General features: G+C 62.8%; 9 protein-coding genes and 2 pseudogenes. 7 read left to right on the top strand and 4 right to left on the bottom strand.

Annotation, left to right across the window (positions count from 1 at the left end):
- Nucleotides 1–51: 51 nt before the first annotated feature.
- Together BLQ70_RS11975 and BLQ70_RS11970 are read right to left on the bottom strand one after the other, a co-directional pair.
- Nucleotides 52–1,836: a phospholipase D-like domain-containing protein gene (locus BLQ70_RS11975; RefSeq protein WP_091857175.1), complete on the bottom strand. Its 1,785-nt coding sequence runs from the start codon at nt 1,834–1,836 to the stop codon at nt 52–54.
- A complete protein-coding gene (locus BLQ70_RS11970; RefSeq protein ID WP_091857174.1) occupies nt 1,830–5,426 on the bottom strand; it encodes a DEAD/DEAH box helicase in 3,597 nt (1,198 codons plus the stop codon). Before BLQ70_RS11970 ends, BLQ70_RS11975 begins: the two co-directional genes overlap by 7 nt.
- A gap of 158 nt (nt 5,427–5,584) precedes the next feature.
- On the opposite strand from BLQ70_RS11970, the gene BLQ70_RS25310 reads away from it, so the two are divergent.
- The 6 genes from BLQ70_RS25310 to BLQ70_RS11940 all read left to right on the top strand — a co-directional run bounded on the left by BLQ70_RS25310 (nt 5,585) and on the right by BLQ70_RS11940 (nt 12,487).
- On the top strand, nt 5,585–6,127 hold the full coding sequence (locus BLQ70_RS25310) for a hypothetical protein (protein ID WP_139163527.1): 543 nt from the start codon (nt 5,585–5,587) through the stop codon (nt 6,125–6,127).
- Nucleotides 6,124–7,533 carry a His-Xaa-Ser system radical SAM maturase HxsB gene (hxsB, locus tag BLQ70_RS11960; RefSeq protein WP_091857172.1) on the top strand — a complete coding sequence of 470 codons (1,410 nt, stop codon included), beginning with the start codon at nt 6,124–6,126 and terminating at the stop codon, nt 7,531–7,533. Before BLQ70_RS25310 ends, hxsB begins: the two co-directional genes overlap by 4 nt.
- Nucleotides 7,530–8,636 (top strand): His-Xaa-Ser system radical SAM maturase HxsC, encoded by a 1,107-nt coding sequence (gene hxsC / locus BLQ70_RS11955; RefSeq protein WP_091857171.1) that lies wholly within the window; start codon nt 7,530–7,532, stop codon nt 8,634–8,636. The genes hxsB and hxsC overlap by 4 nt, the downstream gene beginning before the upstream one ends.
- The gene (hxsA, locus tag BLQ70_RS11950; protein ID WP_091857170.1) at nt 8,633–9,256 is read left to right on the top strand and encodes a His-Xaa-Ser repeat protein HxsA; all 624 of its coding nucleotides are present in this window, start codon (nt 8,633–8,635) and stop codon (nt 9,254–9,256) included. The genes hxsC and hxsA overlap by 4 nt, the downstream gene beginning before the upstream one ends.
- A 56-nt stretch (nt 9,257–9,312) precedes the next feature.
- Nucleotides 9,313–11,184: a S1C family serine protease gene (locus tag BLQ70_RS11945; protein WP_091857169.1), complete on the top strand. Its 1,872-nt coding sequence runs from the start codon at nt 9,313–9,315 to the stop codon at nt 11,182–11,184.
- 142 nt (nt 11,185–11,326) lie between these two features.
- Nucleotides 11,327–12,487 (top strand): IS110 family RNA-guided transposase, encoded by a 1,161-nt coding sequence (locus BLQ70_RS11940; RefSeq protein WP_091857708.1) that lies wholly within the window; start codon nt 11,327–11,329, stop codon nt 12,485–12,487.
- A gap of 631 nt (nt 12,488–13,118) precedes the next feature.
- Here BLQ70_RS11940 and BLQ70_RS11935 read toward each other — a convergent pair.
- Together BLQ70_RS11935 and BLQ70_RS11930 are read right to left on the bottom strand one after the other, a co-directional pair.
- Nucleotides 13,119–14,131 (bottom strand): annotated as a pseudogene (locus tag BLQ70_RS11935) (IS91 family transposase); the annotation flags it as partial.
- Between the two features lie 164 nt (nt 14,132–14,295).
- On the bottom strand, nt 14,296–15,987 hold the full coding sequence (locus BLQ70_RS11930) for a recombinase family protein (protein ID WP_091857168.1): 1,692 nt from the start codon (nt 15,985–15,987) through the stop codon (nt 14,296–14,298).
- A gap of 92 nt (nt 15,988–16,079) precedes the next feature.
- Between BLQ70_RS11930 and BLQ70_RS11925 the strand changes: the two are divergent.
- Nucleotides 16,080–16,985: pseudogene (locus tag BLQ70_RS11925) on the top strand (YifB family Mg chelatase-like AAA ATPase); the annotation flags it as partial.
- Nucleotides 16,986–17,012: the final 27 nt, after the last annotated feature.

Genomic DNA, 17,012 nt, shown 5'->3' with positions numbered 1-17,012 from the left:
GCCTTCGAATACGAAAGTTTGCACAAGCGAAGCGGAGAGCATCTAGGAAATTCAGGACGGCTCAGGCGCGCTTTCTCCGTCACCTTCCTCCTGAATTAGCTCAGGATGGATGGTGTGAATAATCTCGACAGTCTGACGCGCAATTCCCGCGAGCCGGATCCTGACGCCGACGTCCCCTTCGGGCAGGTCGGGATCGCTTGAGGCGGAGGCCCAGTTGAGGCTGGTAATAATGAGGTCGTCATCATCCGCCGCCACAAACTTGCCGTGGAGGGGTATGGTCTTTGTCTTTACAAGGCGGACGCCGTTCGTTGCAGCCTCCGCTGCAAGCTTGCGGGCATGCCGGTTTTTTAGCGGGCCGGACGCAATTGAGTACAGGAGTGTGACCTCGACCTGAGCGCGCTGGGCTGCGGCTTCGCCTTGCATAACGACGCCCGGACGGGCGGTCGATCCCAGTCGGTTGCTGCCGACGACAAGGCGGCTCCTCGCTTGACCACTCACCTCGCGCATGACGGAGTCGTGGCCATTGCCGACCAGTAGCGTTATCTCGGCGGGGCCAGACCGGGCTGGCATCCTCCGCAGATCGCGCGATAGGATACCCATCTCGTTGGCTATGTCGTCGGCAAGGCCGCGGCGGCCAACGAGGCGCTGAAGGATTACGGCAACGTCCGCGACGGTGGCGGGATCACGCAATACGACCGTGACCTCGGTCGACCGGAATGGTGACGAGAGCCAGTTGCACGACCCTACAGCGGCGAGCCAGTCACCTTCCGCCGTGTCAACGAGTAAGAGCTTGGCGTGGGAGCGGGTGCTGGTCATGTGCAGCCGGAACTTTCCGGCAAGGTCTCGGTCGCCGCGGATAGTCTTGGCGATCTCCACAGCAGCGGCCGTGTTCCGCGTCTCGACCTCGTCGATCGTCTCGGCTCCCCACATCAGGTCGAAAACTACGCCGCGGGCACACGCCATCCTGATCTCGGGGAGCAGGTCTTTGAACCGGTTATGGTCAAGGAACGTCGAATGGATAACTGCTCGGCTATGCGCGCGCGCCATCATACCCCTGAGGCAGTCGAGCTGGTTTGATCCGCCAATGACGAGATCGGAGGGCTCGAAGTGGCACCGGTGCGCGGCAAACTCTGGTGTCGCCTCTCCTGCGGGACCGGCGTAGCCGATCGCGATTTGCGTATTTGGCATGGTTCGGGATGCGACATCGTCGATGATCGCACGCAAGGCGTCGGAGGCGCCCTCGGGCACGTTGCGGGGGACTCCATCCACCACTCGGATAACCATGAACTCCTGTCGGAGCGAGGCGGTGCGGCCGTCGACTAGCGCGACCTGCTCCTCCCAGCCCCGCGCCGCGATCTGCGATAGCTTTGCGAGCATGGCCTCGTTGGAGACTGGCGGCCCGCCCTCTACAACGAGGATCCGAACGTCCGGGTCCGTCTCCTGCTCAAGCGCGAACTCAGATCTCACTCGCACCTGACCAGACGGGAAGAAGCTGCCGGTCGCACGCTCTATGACGAAGCTAACGCGACGCAACTCGCGCTTGGGAAAGAACGGTAGGGGGCGGCCGCTTTCGACGATCTCGCGGCCATAGGCGCTCGTCTGGAACTTGGCGCTGTTGTCCTTAACTGTCAGCTCGACCAACCGAAACCTCATCATGCGCGCGATGGACGCGACAACGATTTGCGGCGGGAGATTGGAGACGGCCGAGAGCTGCGCGATCGAGCGTGGCTTCGCCGCTGTGGCCCAAAGTACCATTTCTTCAACGATACTCCAGGCACGTCCGCGATCGATCCCGACCTTGCAGGAAAGGCGGTAGACGGGGATCGCAATCAGCACGGCGTAGCCCCCGAGAGCTTCGCTGGCTCAATCGAGTCCGCGCAAGGCGTCCCGTCCGGCCGTCGCTCAGATTTGAGCTGCTGGATCGTGTCAACGATTGCATCGATAAAGGAAAGGTCGTGGTCGTCGGCGTCTGGGTTAACGCCCCGCACGGCCTCAACCAGGAAGGACGGACTTCCCACGATCACAAGTTTTGACTTCGCGCGACTGAGCGCGACGTTCATCCGTCTGCGGTCGCGTAGGAAGCCAAGCGCTCGCGCGCCGCTGCCGGCGTTGTTCCGGACGAGTGACAGGATCACGAGGTCAGCTTCATTGCCCTGGAAGCCGTCGACGGTCCCAACCCATCCGCCGTCCTGCATAGCGGGATCGAAGCCCGCCAAATGCGAGAGAGTGCGGGCCCTTGTCTCGAACTCAATGCGCTGTGCCAGCTTCTCCACCTGTGCCGAGTAGAAGGTAAGGACCGCGAGGCTTGGGCGGGTCCCACCCTCGCGGGGGCGCACGTGCCGCAACACATCGATTACCGCCTGCACCTCACCCGGATTGTGCCACCTCGGGTTCCCTCGTTCAGCGTGGGCGCGGTCGCCGGTGGCGCTGACGTGCTTGAACTCGACCGAGACGACGGGGGAGGCCGGCAGCGGCGCGAGCACGTCAAAAGGCGGGGGTTGCATTACCGCCTCCTCTGTACGCTCTGGAGTAGTGGTGAGCCTATCGTGGTAGAAGGCCCTCGATACGATCCGCGCTATGGTCGGGTCCATGCGACGTTGGGACGTGAGCGTCGAGGAGATCAACCGGTGTCCCGGATTAAGCCGCGCTCGGCGCTCGTCCTCTTTGACGAAAGTGCGGAAGGGCTCGAACAGCCGCAGTGCGGTGTCCGCGACGTCACGCAGTGCATCAGGATCGCCCGCCAGCGCCTCCAGCTCGGCGATCTCCCCATCTCGCACCAAGGGGCCGACGTACTGGTCCGCCATCTCGATCGCCTGGACCACAGCGCTATGGTCGCGGAGGAGTGCCACGAGCCGATCCGCCTCGAAGGGCGGTAGTTGGTGGTGGTCGCCGATCATCAGACGTCGACCGGAAAGCATTAGCGCGCCCACCAGCTCGGGGCCAGTCGCCTTGGCAGCCTCTTCAACGATCACCCAGTCGAACTGCTCGCTCGCCTCCACAAGCCGTTCGACGTCTGCCGAGTTGGCTGTCGAGATGACTATGTTGGCCGCATCCAGGATAAGGCTCGACAGGGCATTGAGGGCGACCCGGTCGTCCTTCTCAACGGCGTCCTTCGAGCGGGCGAGCCGTCCGGACGCCGCGGCCAGGGCGTTCACCCGATCTCGGAGGGCTGGAGGTGCATCGCGTGAAAGTTCGCTCTCGGAGAGCAGGGCAAGATAGTCCCTGCTCGTTTTGTGCAAATCCTCGTCGCTCGTCGACCGGCGATCTGCGGTCGTCGAGCGGACGACGATAACGTCGTCTTGACCGCCGGTCGCGAGGGTCTTTCTGATGGCGCTCTGTAGATGGTCGAGCGCGTCGTGGCCCTGCGCGGTGACGAGGAGCCGCGAAGACCGGTCATCCTCGAAGCGTCGCCGCACCACCTCAGTCGCCAGACGGGTCTTGCCGACGCCCGGTGGCCCCACGACATTATAAGACGGCGACGTCGACCAGGCTCCGAGAAGCGCCTGCTGCTTCGGTGGGTCGAGGTCCAGAAAGTGCTTATCCGTCTGGCCCGCCTCGTCGATGGTCTCCCGGCTAGATCGTCGGACCCGCCATGGATCGTCCAGCATTTCTGACAAGTCGACGCGGGTCGAGAGCGCCTTGATGTTCTTCAGCCTCCTGGTAATGGCGCTTTCCGTGCCTGCGTCACGCTCGGGCCGTAAGAAGAGGGGAGATCCCCGTGGCGGCTCATCGTCGACCTCGAACCGCAGCGCGTGCCGGCCTTTGTGCTGGACGACGTCGAGGAACGTGGCGAGCACGTCGTTCTGGCGGTTCGAGCCAAGGCCGGCAGCGAGCGACAGCCGCCATTTCGCGTCGGCGTCGCGCTGATCGTCCTCGAACAGTCGCCGGAGCGCTCGCTCGGTCTCGGGCAGGCGCAGTTTGGCGGCGGCGCGGTCTCGTTCGTTTTTAGGTTCAGCGCGCAGAACGACGAATCTGCGTCCCTGCTCCTGTTCGACGTGGAGGACCTCGACCGGGTAGACTTCCAACGCCTTGACGACGGACTCGACGATCTGCACCAGGAGGAGCGCCTGACGCACCCGTTCGACCCGGCCCGACGGAGCCGGAGACGAGCTTGACTCGGCGAAGCCGGTCCAGACGAGTACGTCGGGCCCAAGCCGTGCTCTGACTTCGGTCGCGTGCTTAACGGATGTCGCGATCTCGACCGGTTGTTTTAGTTCGTGTTCGTCCTGGTCGCCGATGCGGATAGTCTCGCCGCGCGGCGCGATGTGCGAACAGACTGCCACGTCCCAAGCGGCGACGCCGTCACTCCACATTGGAGCGAGATCGTACACCATCGTCGACGACACAAGCTGCAGCTTCCCGCTCGTAAGGTCGAAAGCACGGGGCACGAGCAGTGTGGTGCCGCGGTCGAGGTCTGCGCGCACCCAGTCCAGTTGCCTCCTGTACTCGTCGTTCGGTATGTCGCCGCCGGTGATGTCGTAGACGACGTCTCCGAGCCCCGACCTCTGCGAGAACATGAGGACGAACGTTCCGGCTCTCGACGCGCCCGCGCGTCCAGCTTCGATGATGATATCGTCGATCGCCCTTGCAATCGAGCCTGCCTCGAGATTGTCGAGGCGCGTCGGCGCTATCAACCTTTTCAGGAGAGCCCGCTCTGAGTTCGACATCGAGACCAGTTGGCTCCCCGGCGTTGCCGGTGCGATCTCGCCTGAGCTCCTGACGGCGACTTCGAGGCACTGCGCCGCTAGCCGTCCGAACGAACGCCAGTCCTCAGCGAAGGAGTATCGGTCCGATCGAACGGCTTCCGCATTGGCGTTGAGGCGGGCGTGGGCCCGGTCGGCTTTGTCCGCGGATAGCCATAGGCTCCATTCAAATCCGGTCAGCTGGAAGTCCGGGGCCTCCGCGCCCTCCGTCATCACAGCGTCGGCGTCGATGCGGCCGTGGACGAGTCCCTGAGCATGGACGATCCCAAGCGCGATGGCGATCCGGCGCATATTCTGCCAGAAGATGACCCTTGCGCGCGGTGCGCTGATGTTCTTGAGCCAGTGCTGCCGAGGCACGTGACGTAGCTTGGCTGACAGCGGCTGTCCGGCATGTTCAAGGAGAACGCCGAACTCATTCTCGTCCTCGACGAACTCCAGGATGTCCACTATGACCTCGCGCGCTCCCGCGTAGGACATTACCCTTTGGACCTGCCGCATCTCGTGCAACCAGAGCTGTCTGAGGTCCTCATCCGCCGACGTGCCGGTCTTTCTCCAGAGCTTGAGGTTGCGATCCTGACCGGTACTAGCGTCCGAGACCTCAAACTGGGCGGAACGAAGCGCCTTGCGGTCGCCCGGAGAGACGGCGTCTCCGAGAAAGGCGAATCGCTCGGCAATTGGCGGAAGGCGCCTTCCCCTCAGTTTCGGCGTCTTGCGCTTCGTCACGCTTTATTTGGGTCCAGCCAGTTTCATATTACGATGATCACGGCCCGCTCGTGCTCCGTCAAGCTACTGCGGGGTGGGCTTCGCTGCTGTCTACGCACTCAACGAAAGCGGTCGCCTCGCAGCGGCACGATGGGCAGAGCTTGCGTCGACTTCGGGTGGTGCCTGACCAGCGCGGCGTAGACACGAAGCTGGAGTGGATATGGAGCACCAATATGGGCTTGCGGGTGAGGTGTCCAAGTCTGCTGTTAGCGCTGCTTTCCGACTATCTAATTGTTTTCCATCGCTTCACCGCAACGGCGGGCGTGAAGCGGTCGTTTCTCACCCTGTGTCTATTGAATGCGGGATTGAGGCGATCGCCCGAAACCCTCTTGCAAAAAAAACGCCGCGACTTTCGAGCTATTGCAAGGCGCGCTGCCACACGCAAAGGTAGTTTTCCTCTCACCATCAGCCGGCCGCTCGCCATGTGCCATATCTCGATCCCGGCGTCGTTCCACAGTTATCTGGACTCAGCGATCGTGCGGTTCGAGAGCCGACATGCCGGCATTCGTGTCGTTTCAGGGGAAGCGGGCGTCGACCTGGAAGGCGAGCAAGCTGCAGATCCTGAACTGCGGGCTGATTTTCTGCATACCCTATATCGCGAGAAGATCTATGCCGAGACTCTCTCGATGCGCCAAGCGCTTATGCGCGTCGTGCTGCGATGAAGATTTGGCCGCTAAGATTTCGAGGAGGGGCTTCGGACGGCTATCTCTTCAGCGACGATGCCGGAGGGTTTTTCCGCGCTGACGCCTCCTTTCTCGATCGGTACGTTTCGGGCGGGTTGACGGCACGGGACAAGGCTTTCCTTCACCTCGGCGGCCACGGTTTTGAAGAGGCCGGTGATTTAGCTCATACGAGCTTCGCGTACCGCTGGAGCCAACGGCAAGCCATCCGAACCGAACTTGGGTATGTGATCCTGGTGCCGACGCTCAGGTGCAACCTGAGCTGCACGTACTGTCAGGTCTCTCGCGCGGCCGAAAACGCTCGCGGTTACGATTGGAGCGAGGAAACGACCGGGGCCGTGCTGCGCTATCTCGATAGATTGATGACGAGTGACGTCAAGATCGAGTTCCAGGGCGGTGAACCGCTGCTGCGCCTGGATTTGCTCGAAAAGGTACGTACGTTCTGTCGTCGGCGGTTCACGTCGTCCAAGTTCGTGGTCTGCACCAACATGCAAAGGATGGGAGCCGAGGCATGGTCCTTCCTCGACGCCCCGGACACTTTCGTGAGCACTTCCCTCGATGGCGATTCCGCCACCCATACCCGGCAGCGAACGCAGTCGGCTTCGGCCACCGAAGGGTTCCTGAGCAACCTGGATCAGGCACTTGAGCGGCTAGGAGCCGACAAGGTTTCGGCACTCCCCACGATCGACATCGACGATCCCCCCGACTTCGACGAGCTGATCGAAGCCTACAGCTCTCGCGGCATGCGCTCGATCTATCTGCGGCCGATCAATCACCAGGGCTTCGCGCGGCGCGCTCGGTCCGTGGACGCCGATATCGAGCGATGGAACACGCTCCACCGCCAATTCGTGGAGCACCTGATCGACCTCAACTACCGAACGGGCGCCGGGCTGGAGGAGTACTATTTCTCCCAATGCCTGCGACGCGCGCTCCGGCCGGGCGCCGACGAGCACGTCGACCTGAGGAATCCCAATTTCTTCGGCTCCGATTACGTGGTCATCGACCACGACGGGAAACTTTACCCGACGGACGAGGCAAGGATGCTGTCCCGGATCGGGCGTATCGACCTGTCCATCGGGGACGTCCTCACCGGGATGGCGGCCGAGAAACGGGACATCCTGAATGCTGCGTCGCTTAACAGCTTCGAGCCGGACTGCATTCACTGTGCCTTCCAGCCCTATTGCGGATCGGATCTGATCGACGACCTCTCAAGGTACGGTCGCAGCGATCATGCGCGAAGCAGCACATGGTTCTGCAAACGGCACACCAGCGTGTTCGACCACGTCTTCGAGCTGATGTACCGAGGAGACGCTGCGGCCGGTCATTCGCTGGCTCAGTGGTCAGGCATCGCGAACTGGGGCGCGCATCTTGTGCCCAAGCTATCATGATCCCGCTTCAGATTGCCGCGAGCACCCCAAGCGCCGATCCGTTTATCGCACGCCTCAATTCGGAAGGTCGCGCTTTCGAACTGGAGCGGACGAACGGAAGAACCCCGTTCGATGTCGATCTTGAGCTCGTCGGATCGGGGAAGCTGGTTTATCGCTCCGCTTCGATAGAGCTTGAGCTCAAAAGCGTCGATGTCAACGATGTCGACGGAGACGTGGTCTTCGTGAACCCGGCGCGGGGTATCGCTCATCGCCTGGTTCGCGCAGGGTCGGCCCACAACACGTTCCTCATCACGGAGCGCTGCGACCAGCTCTGTGTGATGTGCTCGCAGCCACCGAAACGGGGTCATGTCGACATGTTCCCGTATTTCGAGGCCGCCGCTCTGCTCGCGCCAAAGGGTGCAGTCCTAGGCGTCTCTGGTGGCGAGCCGACGCTCTTCAAAGGTCAGCTGCTCCCTTTTCTTGAACGAGTGCTGGGACAGCGGCCGGACCTCAGCTTCCATGTCCTGACGAACGCGCAGCATTTCGATGTCGACGATGTTCGCGCCTTGTCGCGGCTGCCCCGCGATCGCGTCACCTGGGGTGTCCCGCTCTATTCGAGCGACAGCGAGGTCCACGATGGAATCGTGGGAAAGGTCGGTGCCTTCCACAAACTCGCTGAAGGGCTGGCAATCCTGGCGAGATCGGGAGCTACGCTTGAGCTCCGGACCGTGCTGATGACCCGGAATGTCGAGGCGTTGCCCGCGCTGGCGCGCTTCGTCGCTTCGCACGTTCCGTTCGCTACGAGCTGGGCGATCATGCAGCTCGAAAACATTGGGTACGGTCGGCTCAATTGGGCCGAGCTGTTCCACGACCACTCCCAGCGGTTCGAGCCCGTCGGTGAGGCGATCGACCTCGCGCGAAGCCGCGGCCTGGACGTCTGGCTCTATAATTTCCCCCGCTGCACGGTTCCGAGTGACTACCGGCAGCTCGCGCCTCCAACGATCTCGGATTGGAAGCGTCGCTATCCCGCGGGTTGCGATGGCTGCGCGGAGAAGGCGGAATGTAGCGGACTCTTCGAGTGGCACACCGATGATCGCGGCTTCACGAGGTTTGGATTGCTATGAAGCGTAGGCTGTTCGCCATCCCATCGCTGCTAGCGGCCGGGCTCATGCCGCTGAAGTCCGACGCGGCGTCGTTACCCGATGGGGTCTCCGGCGCCGCAAGGCCGGATTCTGACAAGTCGTTGTTCGACGTATTCAGGCTTCCGCACAAATACATCCTGGCGCGGCACCGGAGCCATAGCTCCCATCGCAGTCATAGCTCGCATCGATCGTCGTCGGGCGGGAGCTATTACAGGTCGCCGAGCTACTCGTCCCCGTCTCCCTCCTACTCGGCGCCGCTGTATACGCCCCCGGCTTCGTCGGCCGTCCCGTCCCCATCCGTTCGATCGCCGGATGCCGGTTCCGCGCCGTCCGTCGGCGGTGGCGCCGGCAGGCCCGCGACTGGCTCGCCGGCCCCTGGCAACCCCGTGATCTTGCCGGGGAACACCGACAGGTTCGCAGCCATCGTCAAGCAGGTTCAGATGGCGATGCTGGCGTTCGGATATTACAGCGGGCCGATCAACGGCACCGTGAGCCAGGACACGCGTGATGCGCTGACCCGGCTGCAGACCGATTATGGCCTGAAGCCGACGGGCACCATTACCCCGCAAACCCTGGATGCGTTGAGGATCAGGGCTGATTAAAGCAGCGGTTACGCGGCGTGGATAGTTTGGTCGGGGCTGTGCGGGTGAATAATTCGATGCGTTTCGCGATGGTTCTGGCGGTTGTGTTCGGAGTCGGTGGTCCGTGCCTGGCACAGCAATCGAGTTTCTCCCAGAAGGGCGATTATCGATGGATTGCCTTGGCCAGTCGTCAGGCGGAGGACGAGGCCATCGGCGTCGCCAGGGCCTACCGCTACCTGCTGCCCACCGTGCGCGTCGTGCAGGCGACGAATGGTTGGTTCGCCGTCGTCGCCGGGCCCGAGAGGGTGGCGAATGCAAAGGCCCGTAAGGAACAACTGGTTCGGGAGGGCAACGCCCCGAGCGATATGCTATTCAGCCGCGGCGATGGCTATGTGCGTGAGGTGTGGGCCCCGACGTCAACCAAGTTCGATTTCCAGCTGGAGTATGACGGCAAGCGCCCCCTGTCAGCCCAACTCGGAGAGGCTCGGTTCGTTGTCGCCAGTCGGAAGGTCGACGGAAACAATATCGCTGGCCTGACCGTCTCGCAGCCCGACCGTCTGTCGCTCAAGTTCGAGCTGGACGAGGCGACCGCTTCCTTTCCGAATGCCAAGCTGGTGGCGCTCCGCCTCGACCCCGCATCGGACGACCACCAGCTGATGTTCTCGTCCTTCTGGGGCGGAGCGCATTGTTGCACCGTCACGAAGTTCATCGTCCCGCAAAACGGCTCCTGGCAGGCTGTCTCTGGCAAGACTGCAGATGGGGACGTCGGCTACTCGTTCGAGGATGTCGACGGCGACGGGGTCGCCGAGCTCATCCACTCCGACAACACATTTCTTTATCGGTACACCTACTATGCAGCCTCGATCGCGCCGACGAGGGTATCGCGGCTGAGCGGTACGAGAGTGGTCGACATTACGCTTGCGCCCTCGTCGCAACGGTATATGCGACAAAGCCTGTACAGATTGGAGCACTGGGCCACGAAGAGCCCGGATATGTGGCGGTCGAACGGCTTCCTGTCGGCATGGGTCGCGACCAAAGCCGTCATCGGCGAGTTCGACGACGCATGGAGCCGGATGCTGCCGCTCTACGATCGCAGCGCCGATTGGCCGCTGACCGAATGTACCGTCGAGAAGGTCAAGGACGCGTGCCCACCCGGGCGGGAGATCACGGTGGATTTCCCGACAGCTTTGAGGAAGCATCTGGAAGACGAGCGCTACATCCCGCGGGGATCCGGCAGCGCGTCTGCCTCGACGCAGGTAGCAGTCCTTCCGAGTCCCTCGGCCCCGCTCGCTCCATCATCCCCTCAGCCGCCGCCAGTGGCGCGGACCTCGTCTGGAACCGGCTTCTTCGTCGGTAGCTCGGGGCAGCTCGTCACAAATGCGCATGTTGTCGAAGGCTGCCTCGACGCAAAGGTCCGCGGGCGGTCTCTTCCGGAGGCGAAGGCGAGGATCGTCGCCCGCGACCCGATTAACGACTTGGCCCTGCTGGTCTCCGAACATCGGAGCGAGAAGACGTCCTCGATCCGGATGACCGCGCGTCTGGGCGAGACCGTCGCCGCCTTTGGCTTCCCGCTCACGCAGGTTCTGGCTACCAGCGGCAACTTCACTCTGGGCAACATCACTGCCTTGGCGGGGATCGGTGACGATACTCGCTACATCCAGATCTCAGCGCCCGTCCAACCGGGCAATAGCGGCGGGCCATTGCTCGACGAGCAAGGTAATGTGGTCGGCGTCGTCACCTCGAAGCTGAATGCGCTCAAAACGCTCGTAGCGTCTGGCGATGTGCCTCAAAACGTGAATTTCGCCATCCGCGCTACGGGGTTGATTGCCTTCCTCCAAAGTAACGGCGTTAGTGTCGATCCCATACCGAAAGGCGCAAAACTATCGCCTCCGGATCTGGCTGACGAGGCCGGGAGCATAAGCGTCCAGATAAGCTGCAACGCTCGCTGAAGCCGATGCCTTGATCGCGGCACGGCGATTTCAGAAGGTCTGCTTTCAGGCAAAGGCCCAATGTCCGGAAGTATGAAGATCCCATGGAGGAGAGGTCGACCGCTCGTGCAGAGTGAGTTGCTCAACCCTGATGGAGGCCAGCATGCAATTTGCCGCCGACTCTGCCGTATCTTTCGCTGCCATTCGGACCGACCTTGCCGCGATTTTTGTCTCGTTGGAGCTGTCACGCTCGAAATGGCTGGTTACGTCCCTGTCACCGGGCGCTGGCGAGAAGATGTCCAAGTTCGTCGTGGGCGGCGGGGACATGCCGGCGCTGTTGGCGCGGCTTGCAGATCTGCGGCGTAAGGCTGAGGCCCGCACCGGGCAGAGCTTCCGGATCATTTCGATCCAGGAGGCAGGCTTGGATGGCTTCTGGATACACAGGGTTCTTGAGCGTGAAGGCGTCGAAAGCCATATCGTCGATCCTGCATCGATCGCCACGTCACGCCGACTGCGGCGCGCCAAAACGGATCGGATCGATGGCGAGGCATTGGTGCGCGCTCTGCTCGCCCATAAGCGAGGGGAACCTCGTGTATGCGCCATGCTGCGAATACCGACGCCGGACGAGGAGGATCGCCGTCGCGTTGTGCGTGAGCGCAAGGCGCTGATCAACGAAAGAGTGAGGCACGTCAATCGGATCAAGGGGCTGCTCTTCAGCCAGGGGATATCGGAGTATGAGCCGCTGAACCGGGATCGCCGCCAGCAGCTCGACACCCTCCAGACGGGCGACGGTCGACCATTGCCGCCGGCTCTGAAGGCGCAGGTCAGCCGCGAAATCGACCGTCTCGAACTCTTGCTCGAACAGATCGGAGGCGTCGAGGAAGCACGCGACACCATGCTTGCTGTGGCGAAGCAATCGGCTCGGGCACCAGCCCTGCTCCTCAACCTGAAAGGCGTCGGCCCCGAGTTCGCCGCCGTCCTTTGGACGGAGGGGTTATCGCGTCACTTCGACAATCGAAGACAGGTTGCCGCGTACGCAGGCCTCGCGCCGACGCCTTGGCAGAGCGGCCAGATCAGCCACGATCAAGGCGTCTCCAAGGCTGGGAATCCCCGGCTCCGGACAACGCTCATTCAGGTTGCCTGGTTATGGGTACGCCACCAGCCGACCTCCGCGCTCACGGCCTGGTTCAAGGCGCGCGTGATACAAAATGGCGGGCGTCAGAAGAAAAGCGCAATCGTGGCCCTTGCCCGCAAGCTCCTCGTCGCGCTCTGGAAATACATCAACGCCGGCGTGATCATCGAAGGAGCCGTCTCACGGGCTTGAAGCAAAAGATCTCGAAGATTTAGCATTCTGCCAGGGGCGATCGAACCTGGTAGATCCTCGGGAAGACGGACCGACGAAACTCAGGGCTTAAAACGCCGCTGTTGAAGAATGGCTTCGTCTTCGCGAGTCCAACTCCGCCGCAAGCGGGATCATGGTTCGAGTTCAAAACGGCTCGACCGAATATAAGGTGGACAGGGTTCGTTCGCGAGCCGCGTCAAGCATGGACTCGACCGCTGGATCGGTAACGGCTTCAAGGATAACGACCATGACAATGCGTTCTCTCATCGCCCCTTGACCACACCCACCATATAAGGGTTTCGGATGGCGGCCCGTGCGAGCGGGTTCGGGCCGGGCTGAGGGCCGGCGTCCGAAACCCTCCAGGGGAGGAAGCCGCGGACCGGGGCTGTAGGCTATGGGGATTTCGCCGCGCCGCCTGGTGAGCGGGATCGTGTGAGGCGCGCGACGGCGGCGCGATGCTCCGACCGGGATGCCCGGAAGCCCCGGTTTTGCTGCACCTCGGTGGGATCCGGGATCGCCGCAGGGTCCATTTCCGCGTTCGGGGCGAATGGGATCGCCCGCTCTCTGGCCGAGATCGGCAGTGCTTCCTCAGGGTGTCGCCGCGGCGCCATCGTCATGAGGTGTCGATCCTGACGGCGAGGATGGTGCGCGGTGCCGTGCCTGGGGCGAAGCGCTCGACCAGGATCATGCGACCGCCGCAGCAGGGGCAAGGAGGCCTCCGCTCATCGACGCGATCGGATTGTTTGGCCGAGATCTCTGCTTCACGATTTGCCGTCGTCGTGGCCGGCATCGGCGCCGCGATGGTCTGCCTGATGCGGGTGATGGTGCCGGCGCGGCGGCTGGAGGCGAGCAGGCCGTAGTGGAGGATACGGTGGAAGCCGTCGGGCAGGACGTGGAGCAGGAAGCGGCGAATGAACTCGTGGGCTGTCAGCGTTATGGTCTTGCGCCAGGTCTTGCCTGCCGAGCGGGCCCGATAGTCCTTCCAACTGAAGGTGACCCCGTGCCGATCCATGCCGACGAGGCGGCTGTTGGCGATGGCGACACGGTGGGTGTAGCGGGCGAGATAGGCCAGCACGCGTCGGGGCCACCGAAGGGTCGCTTGGCGTAGACGACCCAGTCGGCGCGCCGCAGCGGCGCTAGCAGGGTGGCAAAGGCATGGGCCTCTGCCAGATGGGCGAGATCGCCGTGGAAGATAAGCCGCCCGGCCCCGTGCAGGGCTGCGAGCCCTTCCAGGAAGAGCCTGCGGAACAGCCGGGAGAGCACGCGCACGGGCAGGAAGAAGCCGGGCCGGCATGAGATCCAGCGCGCGCCGTCCGGCGACAGGCCGCCGCCGGGCGCGATGATGTGGAGATGGGGATGATGGGTCATCGCCGATCCCCATGTGTGCAGCACCGAGGTGAAGCCGATCCGGGCGCCGAGGTACCGAGGATCGATCGCGATGGTCGCGAGCGTCTCGGCCGCGGCTCTGAACAGCAGGCCGTAGACCTCGGCCTTGTTCTGGAAGGCGACCGCTGCGATCGGCGCCGGCAGGGTGAAGACGAGATGGTAATAAGGCACGGGCAGCAGGTCGGCCTGCCGGTTTGCGAGCCAGTCCTTTGCCGCGGCGCCCTGGCAGCGTGGGCAGTGCCAACATCCCGCCGGCCGAAGCCGAGGAACTCTACTATGCCATGCTGGACAAGCCAACCATGGCGGCGTGACTCAAACGAAATGGCCTCCGGGAATCCCGGAGCAGTTCATAGCGCTGTTTACGTGACGTAATAGGGTATGGTCGCACTACTCCCGGTACCACCTTAGGCCGCATCATACTCATCATCGTCTGGCCGCTCCGGGCGGCCTTCCAAAGATCGTTGGAACGCTAGGTCTGTATCGTCGCCGATGTCGATAGCGCCCTTGCGAGCGATAATGATTGGAGGCGGTGAGGACGCTCCGCCATCGAGCCGACGCACGGGCTTGAAAAACGCTTCGACCCTCGAACCGCTAAAAACCAGCTTTGCGATGCTCCTGCGAATGGCCTGAGCCATCTTAGTGCGGATATCGGCAATCTCATCGTCACCCGCGGCTTCCAGCCGACTTTGAAGGGTGGCCAGCATTCGCCGGTTCTCTTCTCCTGTTGGGAGGGCAGCCTGCTTTGCCTCTGTCTCCGCAAATTCGCGGAGCTTCTTCTGCAGCGCAAGGATAGCGCGGGTGTACTCCTTGGAGCGTTCTTCCAGCGTATCATCGCCGTTCAACGCGAGACGGTTGGCCAAGTCTCGCTTTCTGCGATACTCGGCGAGCTCATGCCGCCATCCCTCGGCGGTTTCACCAGTCACGGCTGGTGGAATAGCGGACGACCAATTGACCCAGCGGCCGCTATCCAGGACCGATGCCTCGATGGCGTCTACACGCCACCGTACTTGGTTGCTGCAGCCAGCTCGGCGGTCGAAATTCGAACATACAAAGTAGCGAGCGCCCTTGGGGCGCTTGCCCTTGTTGATGATCTGCATTCGGCTCCCGCATTCACGGCAGACTCCGAGCCCGGTGAGCATGTTCACGTAAGTCGACGGTACACGCCCGCCGGCTTTGCGGCGGGAGCCCACCGCCTGCGCCGCCCTGTAAAACACTTCGCGTGGAATGATCGCAGGGAAATAGGTTGGAACCGGATCGCCGCTGGGCTCCCGAGCGTGATGGCGCGGCTTAGTGTGTGGCTGGACTTCACCCAGCACGGCACGGTTTGTGAGGATTTTGTTGATCGCAGATGTATGCCATTCCACGGCTCTTCCAAAAGGCGGGATTGGGGGCTTCGCGTCGTTGAAAGTGCGCACAATCTGACGCCGTCCATATCCCTCGATCGTCATGTCGAAGATGCGTTGGACGATCTCCACTCTCTTATCGTTGACGACGATTTTTCGGTCCTTTTTCCGCCCGACCACCTCCAACCAGCCAGGAACAAGCTCGGTCATGACCGTCTGGTCATCGCGGGCCTTTGCTCGCTTATCCTCCCAGGCCTCCTTCACCCGAATGGACTTGAGAGCCGATTCCTCATGCGACCGGCATAACGACGACATCCATAGGAAGAGCTTGCCGTTGTCCTGAAGAGACTCGTAGGAATATTGCTGACCGTCGATCAACGAGACGATGATGATGCCCTTCTTGATCAGGCTCATCGTCAGCGGCATCGCGTCCAAAACGTTGGACCGGGTAATGCGATCAAGAGACTCAACGAGCAGGTAGGTCCCTGAAGGAATTTGACCCGCTTCCACCATCTTGAGGATGGTCTGGAACCCCGCCGCGATATTGTTGTAGGCCGACTTGCCCGCATCCGTGATCGTCTCGTTGATTGGTATCCTTGTTCGAACGGACCAGTCGAGGGCCTGCTGTCGTTGCCTGCGGACGGTGTCGCCTTTCTTCTGCTCAAGCGTCGAGAAACGCATGTATGAAATGGCATACGGCACGCCGCTTTGAGTGGCCGATTGGGATCTCGCGTTCGCCTTGGAAGCCATCATTCAATCCTTCCAATCCTCAAGGACTGCGGTGGCATTTCTGCCGCCAAATCCTGAATCAATGCCGAAGATCAACGCGATCGGGAATGTGTCCAAATCTCCTGATGAACGGGCCCCCCGGCGCCGGCAAGTCGATGCTGGCGAGCCGCCTGCCCTCGATCCTGCCGCCGCTCTCGCCGCGCGAGCTGCTCGAGGTCTCGATGGTCCTGTCCGTTGCCGGCAAGCTCGCCGACGGTGCCCTGACCGACCGGCGGCCCTTCCGGGCTCCGCACCATTCGGCCTCGATGGCCGCGCTCGTCGGCGGTGGCTTGCAGGCCCGGCCGGGGGAAGTCTCGCTCGCCCATCACGGCGTGCTCTTCCTCGATGAACTGCCGGAATTCCAGCCGCAGGCGCTCGATGCCCTGCGCCAGCCGATGGAGACCGGCGACGTCCTGATCTCCCGCGCCAATCACCGCGTCGTCTACCCCGCGCGCTTCCAGCTCGTCGCCGCGATGAACCCGTGCCGCTGCGGCCGGGCGACCGAGCCCGGCTTCGCCTGCCGGCGCCAGCCGAACGACCGCTGCATGGCCCAATATCAGTCGCGGGTCTCCGGCCCGCTGCTCGACCGGATCGATATCGCGATCGATGTGCCCGCGGTGACGGCGGCGGACCTCATTCGCCCTGCCGCAGGCGAGAGCTCGGCGACGGTCGCGGCGCGCGTCGGAGCGGCCCGCCGGCTTCAGGCGACGCGCTTCGAGAGCCTCGGTTTCGGTCACGTCATGACCAATGCCGCCTGTCCCGTGCCGGTGATCGAGGAGGTCGCGCGGCCGGACAATGCCGGGCTCGCGCTGCTGCGGGATGCGGCGGAGGCGCTGCGATTGACCGCGCGCGCCTATCACCGCGTGCTGAAGGTCGCCCGCACCCTCGCCGATCTCGATGAGGAGGCGAAGGTCGGCCGGCGTCACCTGGCCGAAGCCTTGTCCTACCGGGCGCGCGGGGAGGACCTCGTTCAGGCCGCCTGAGGTGGCAGGGTTAACCGATCCTCTCAC

The organism is Allobosea robiniae, from assembly GCF_900102525.1.
GTDB lineage: Bacteria > Pseudomonadota > Alphaproteobacteria > Rhizobiales > Beijerinckiaceae > Allobosea > Allobosea robiniae.
Note: the sequence above shows the minus strand (reverse complement) of the source record. Positions and strands in the feature narration are given on the sequence as shown.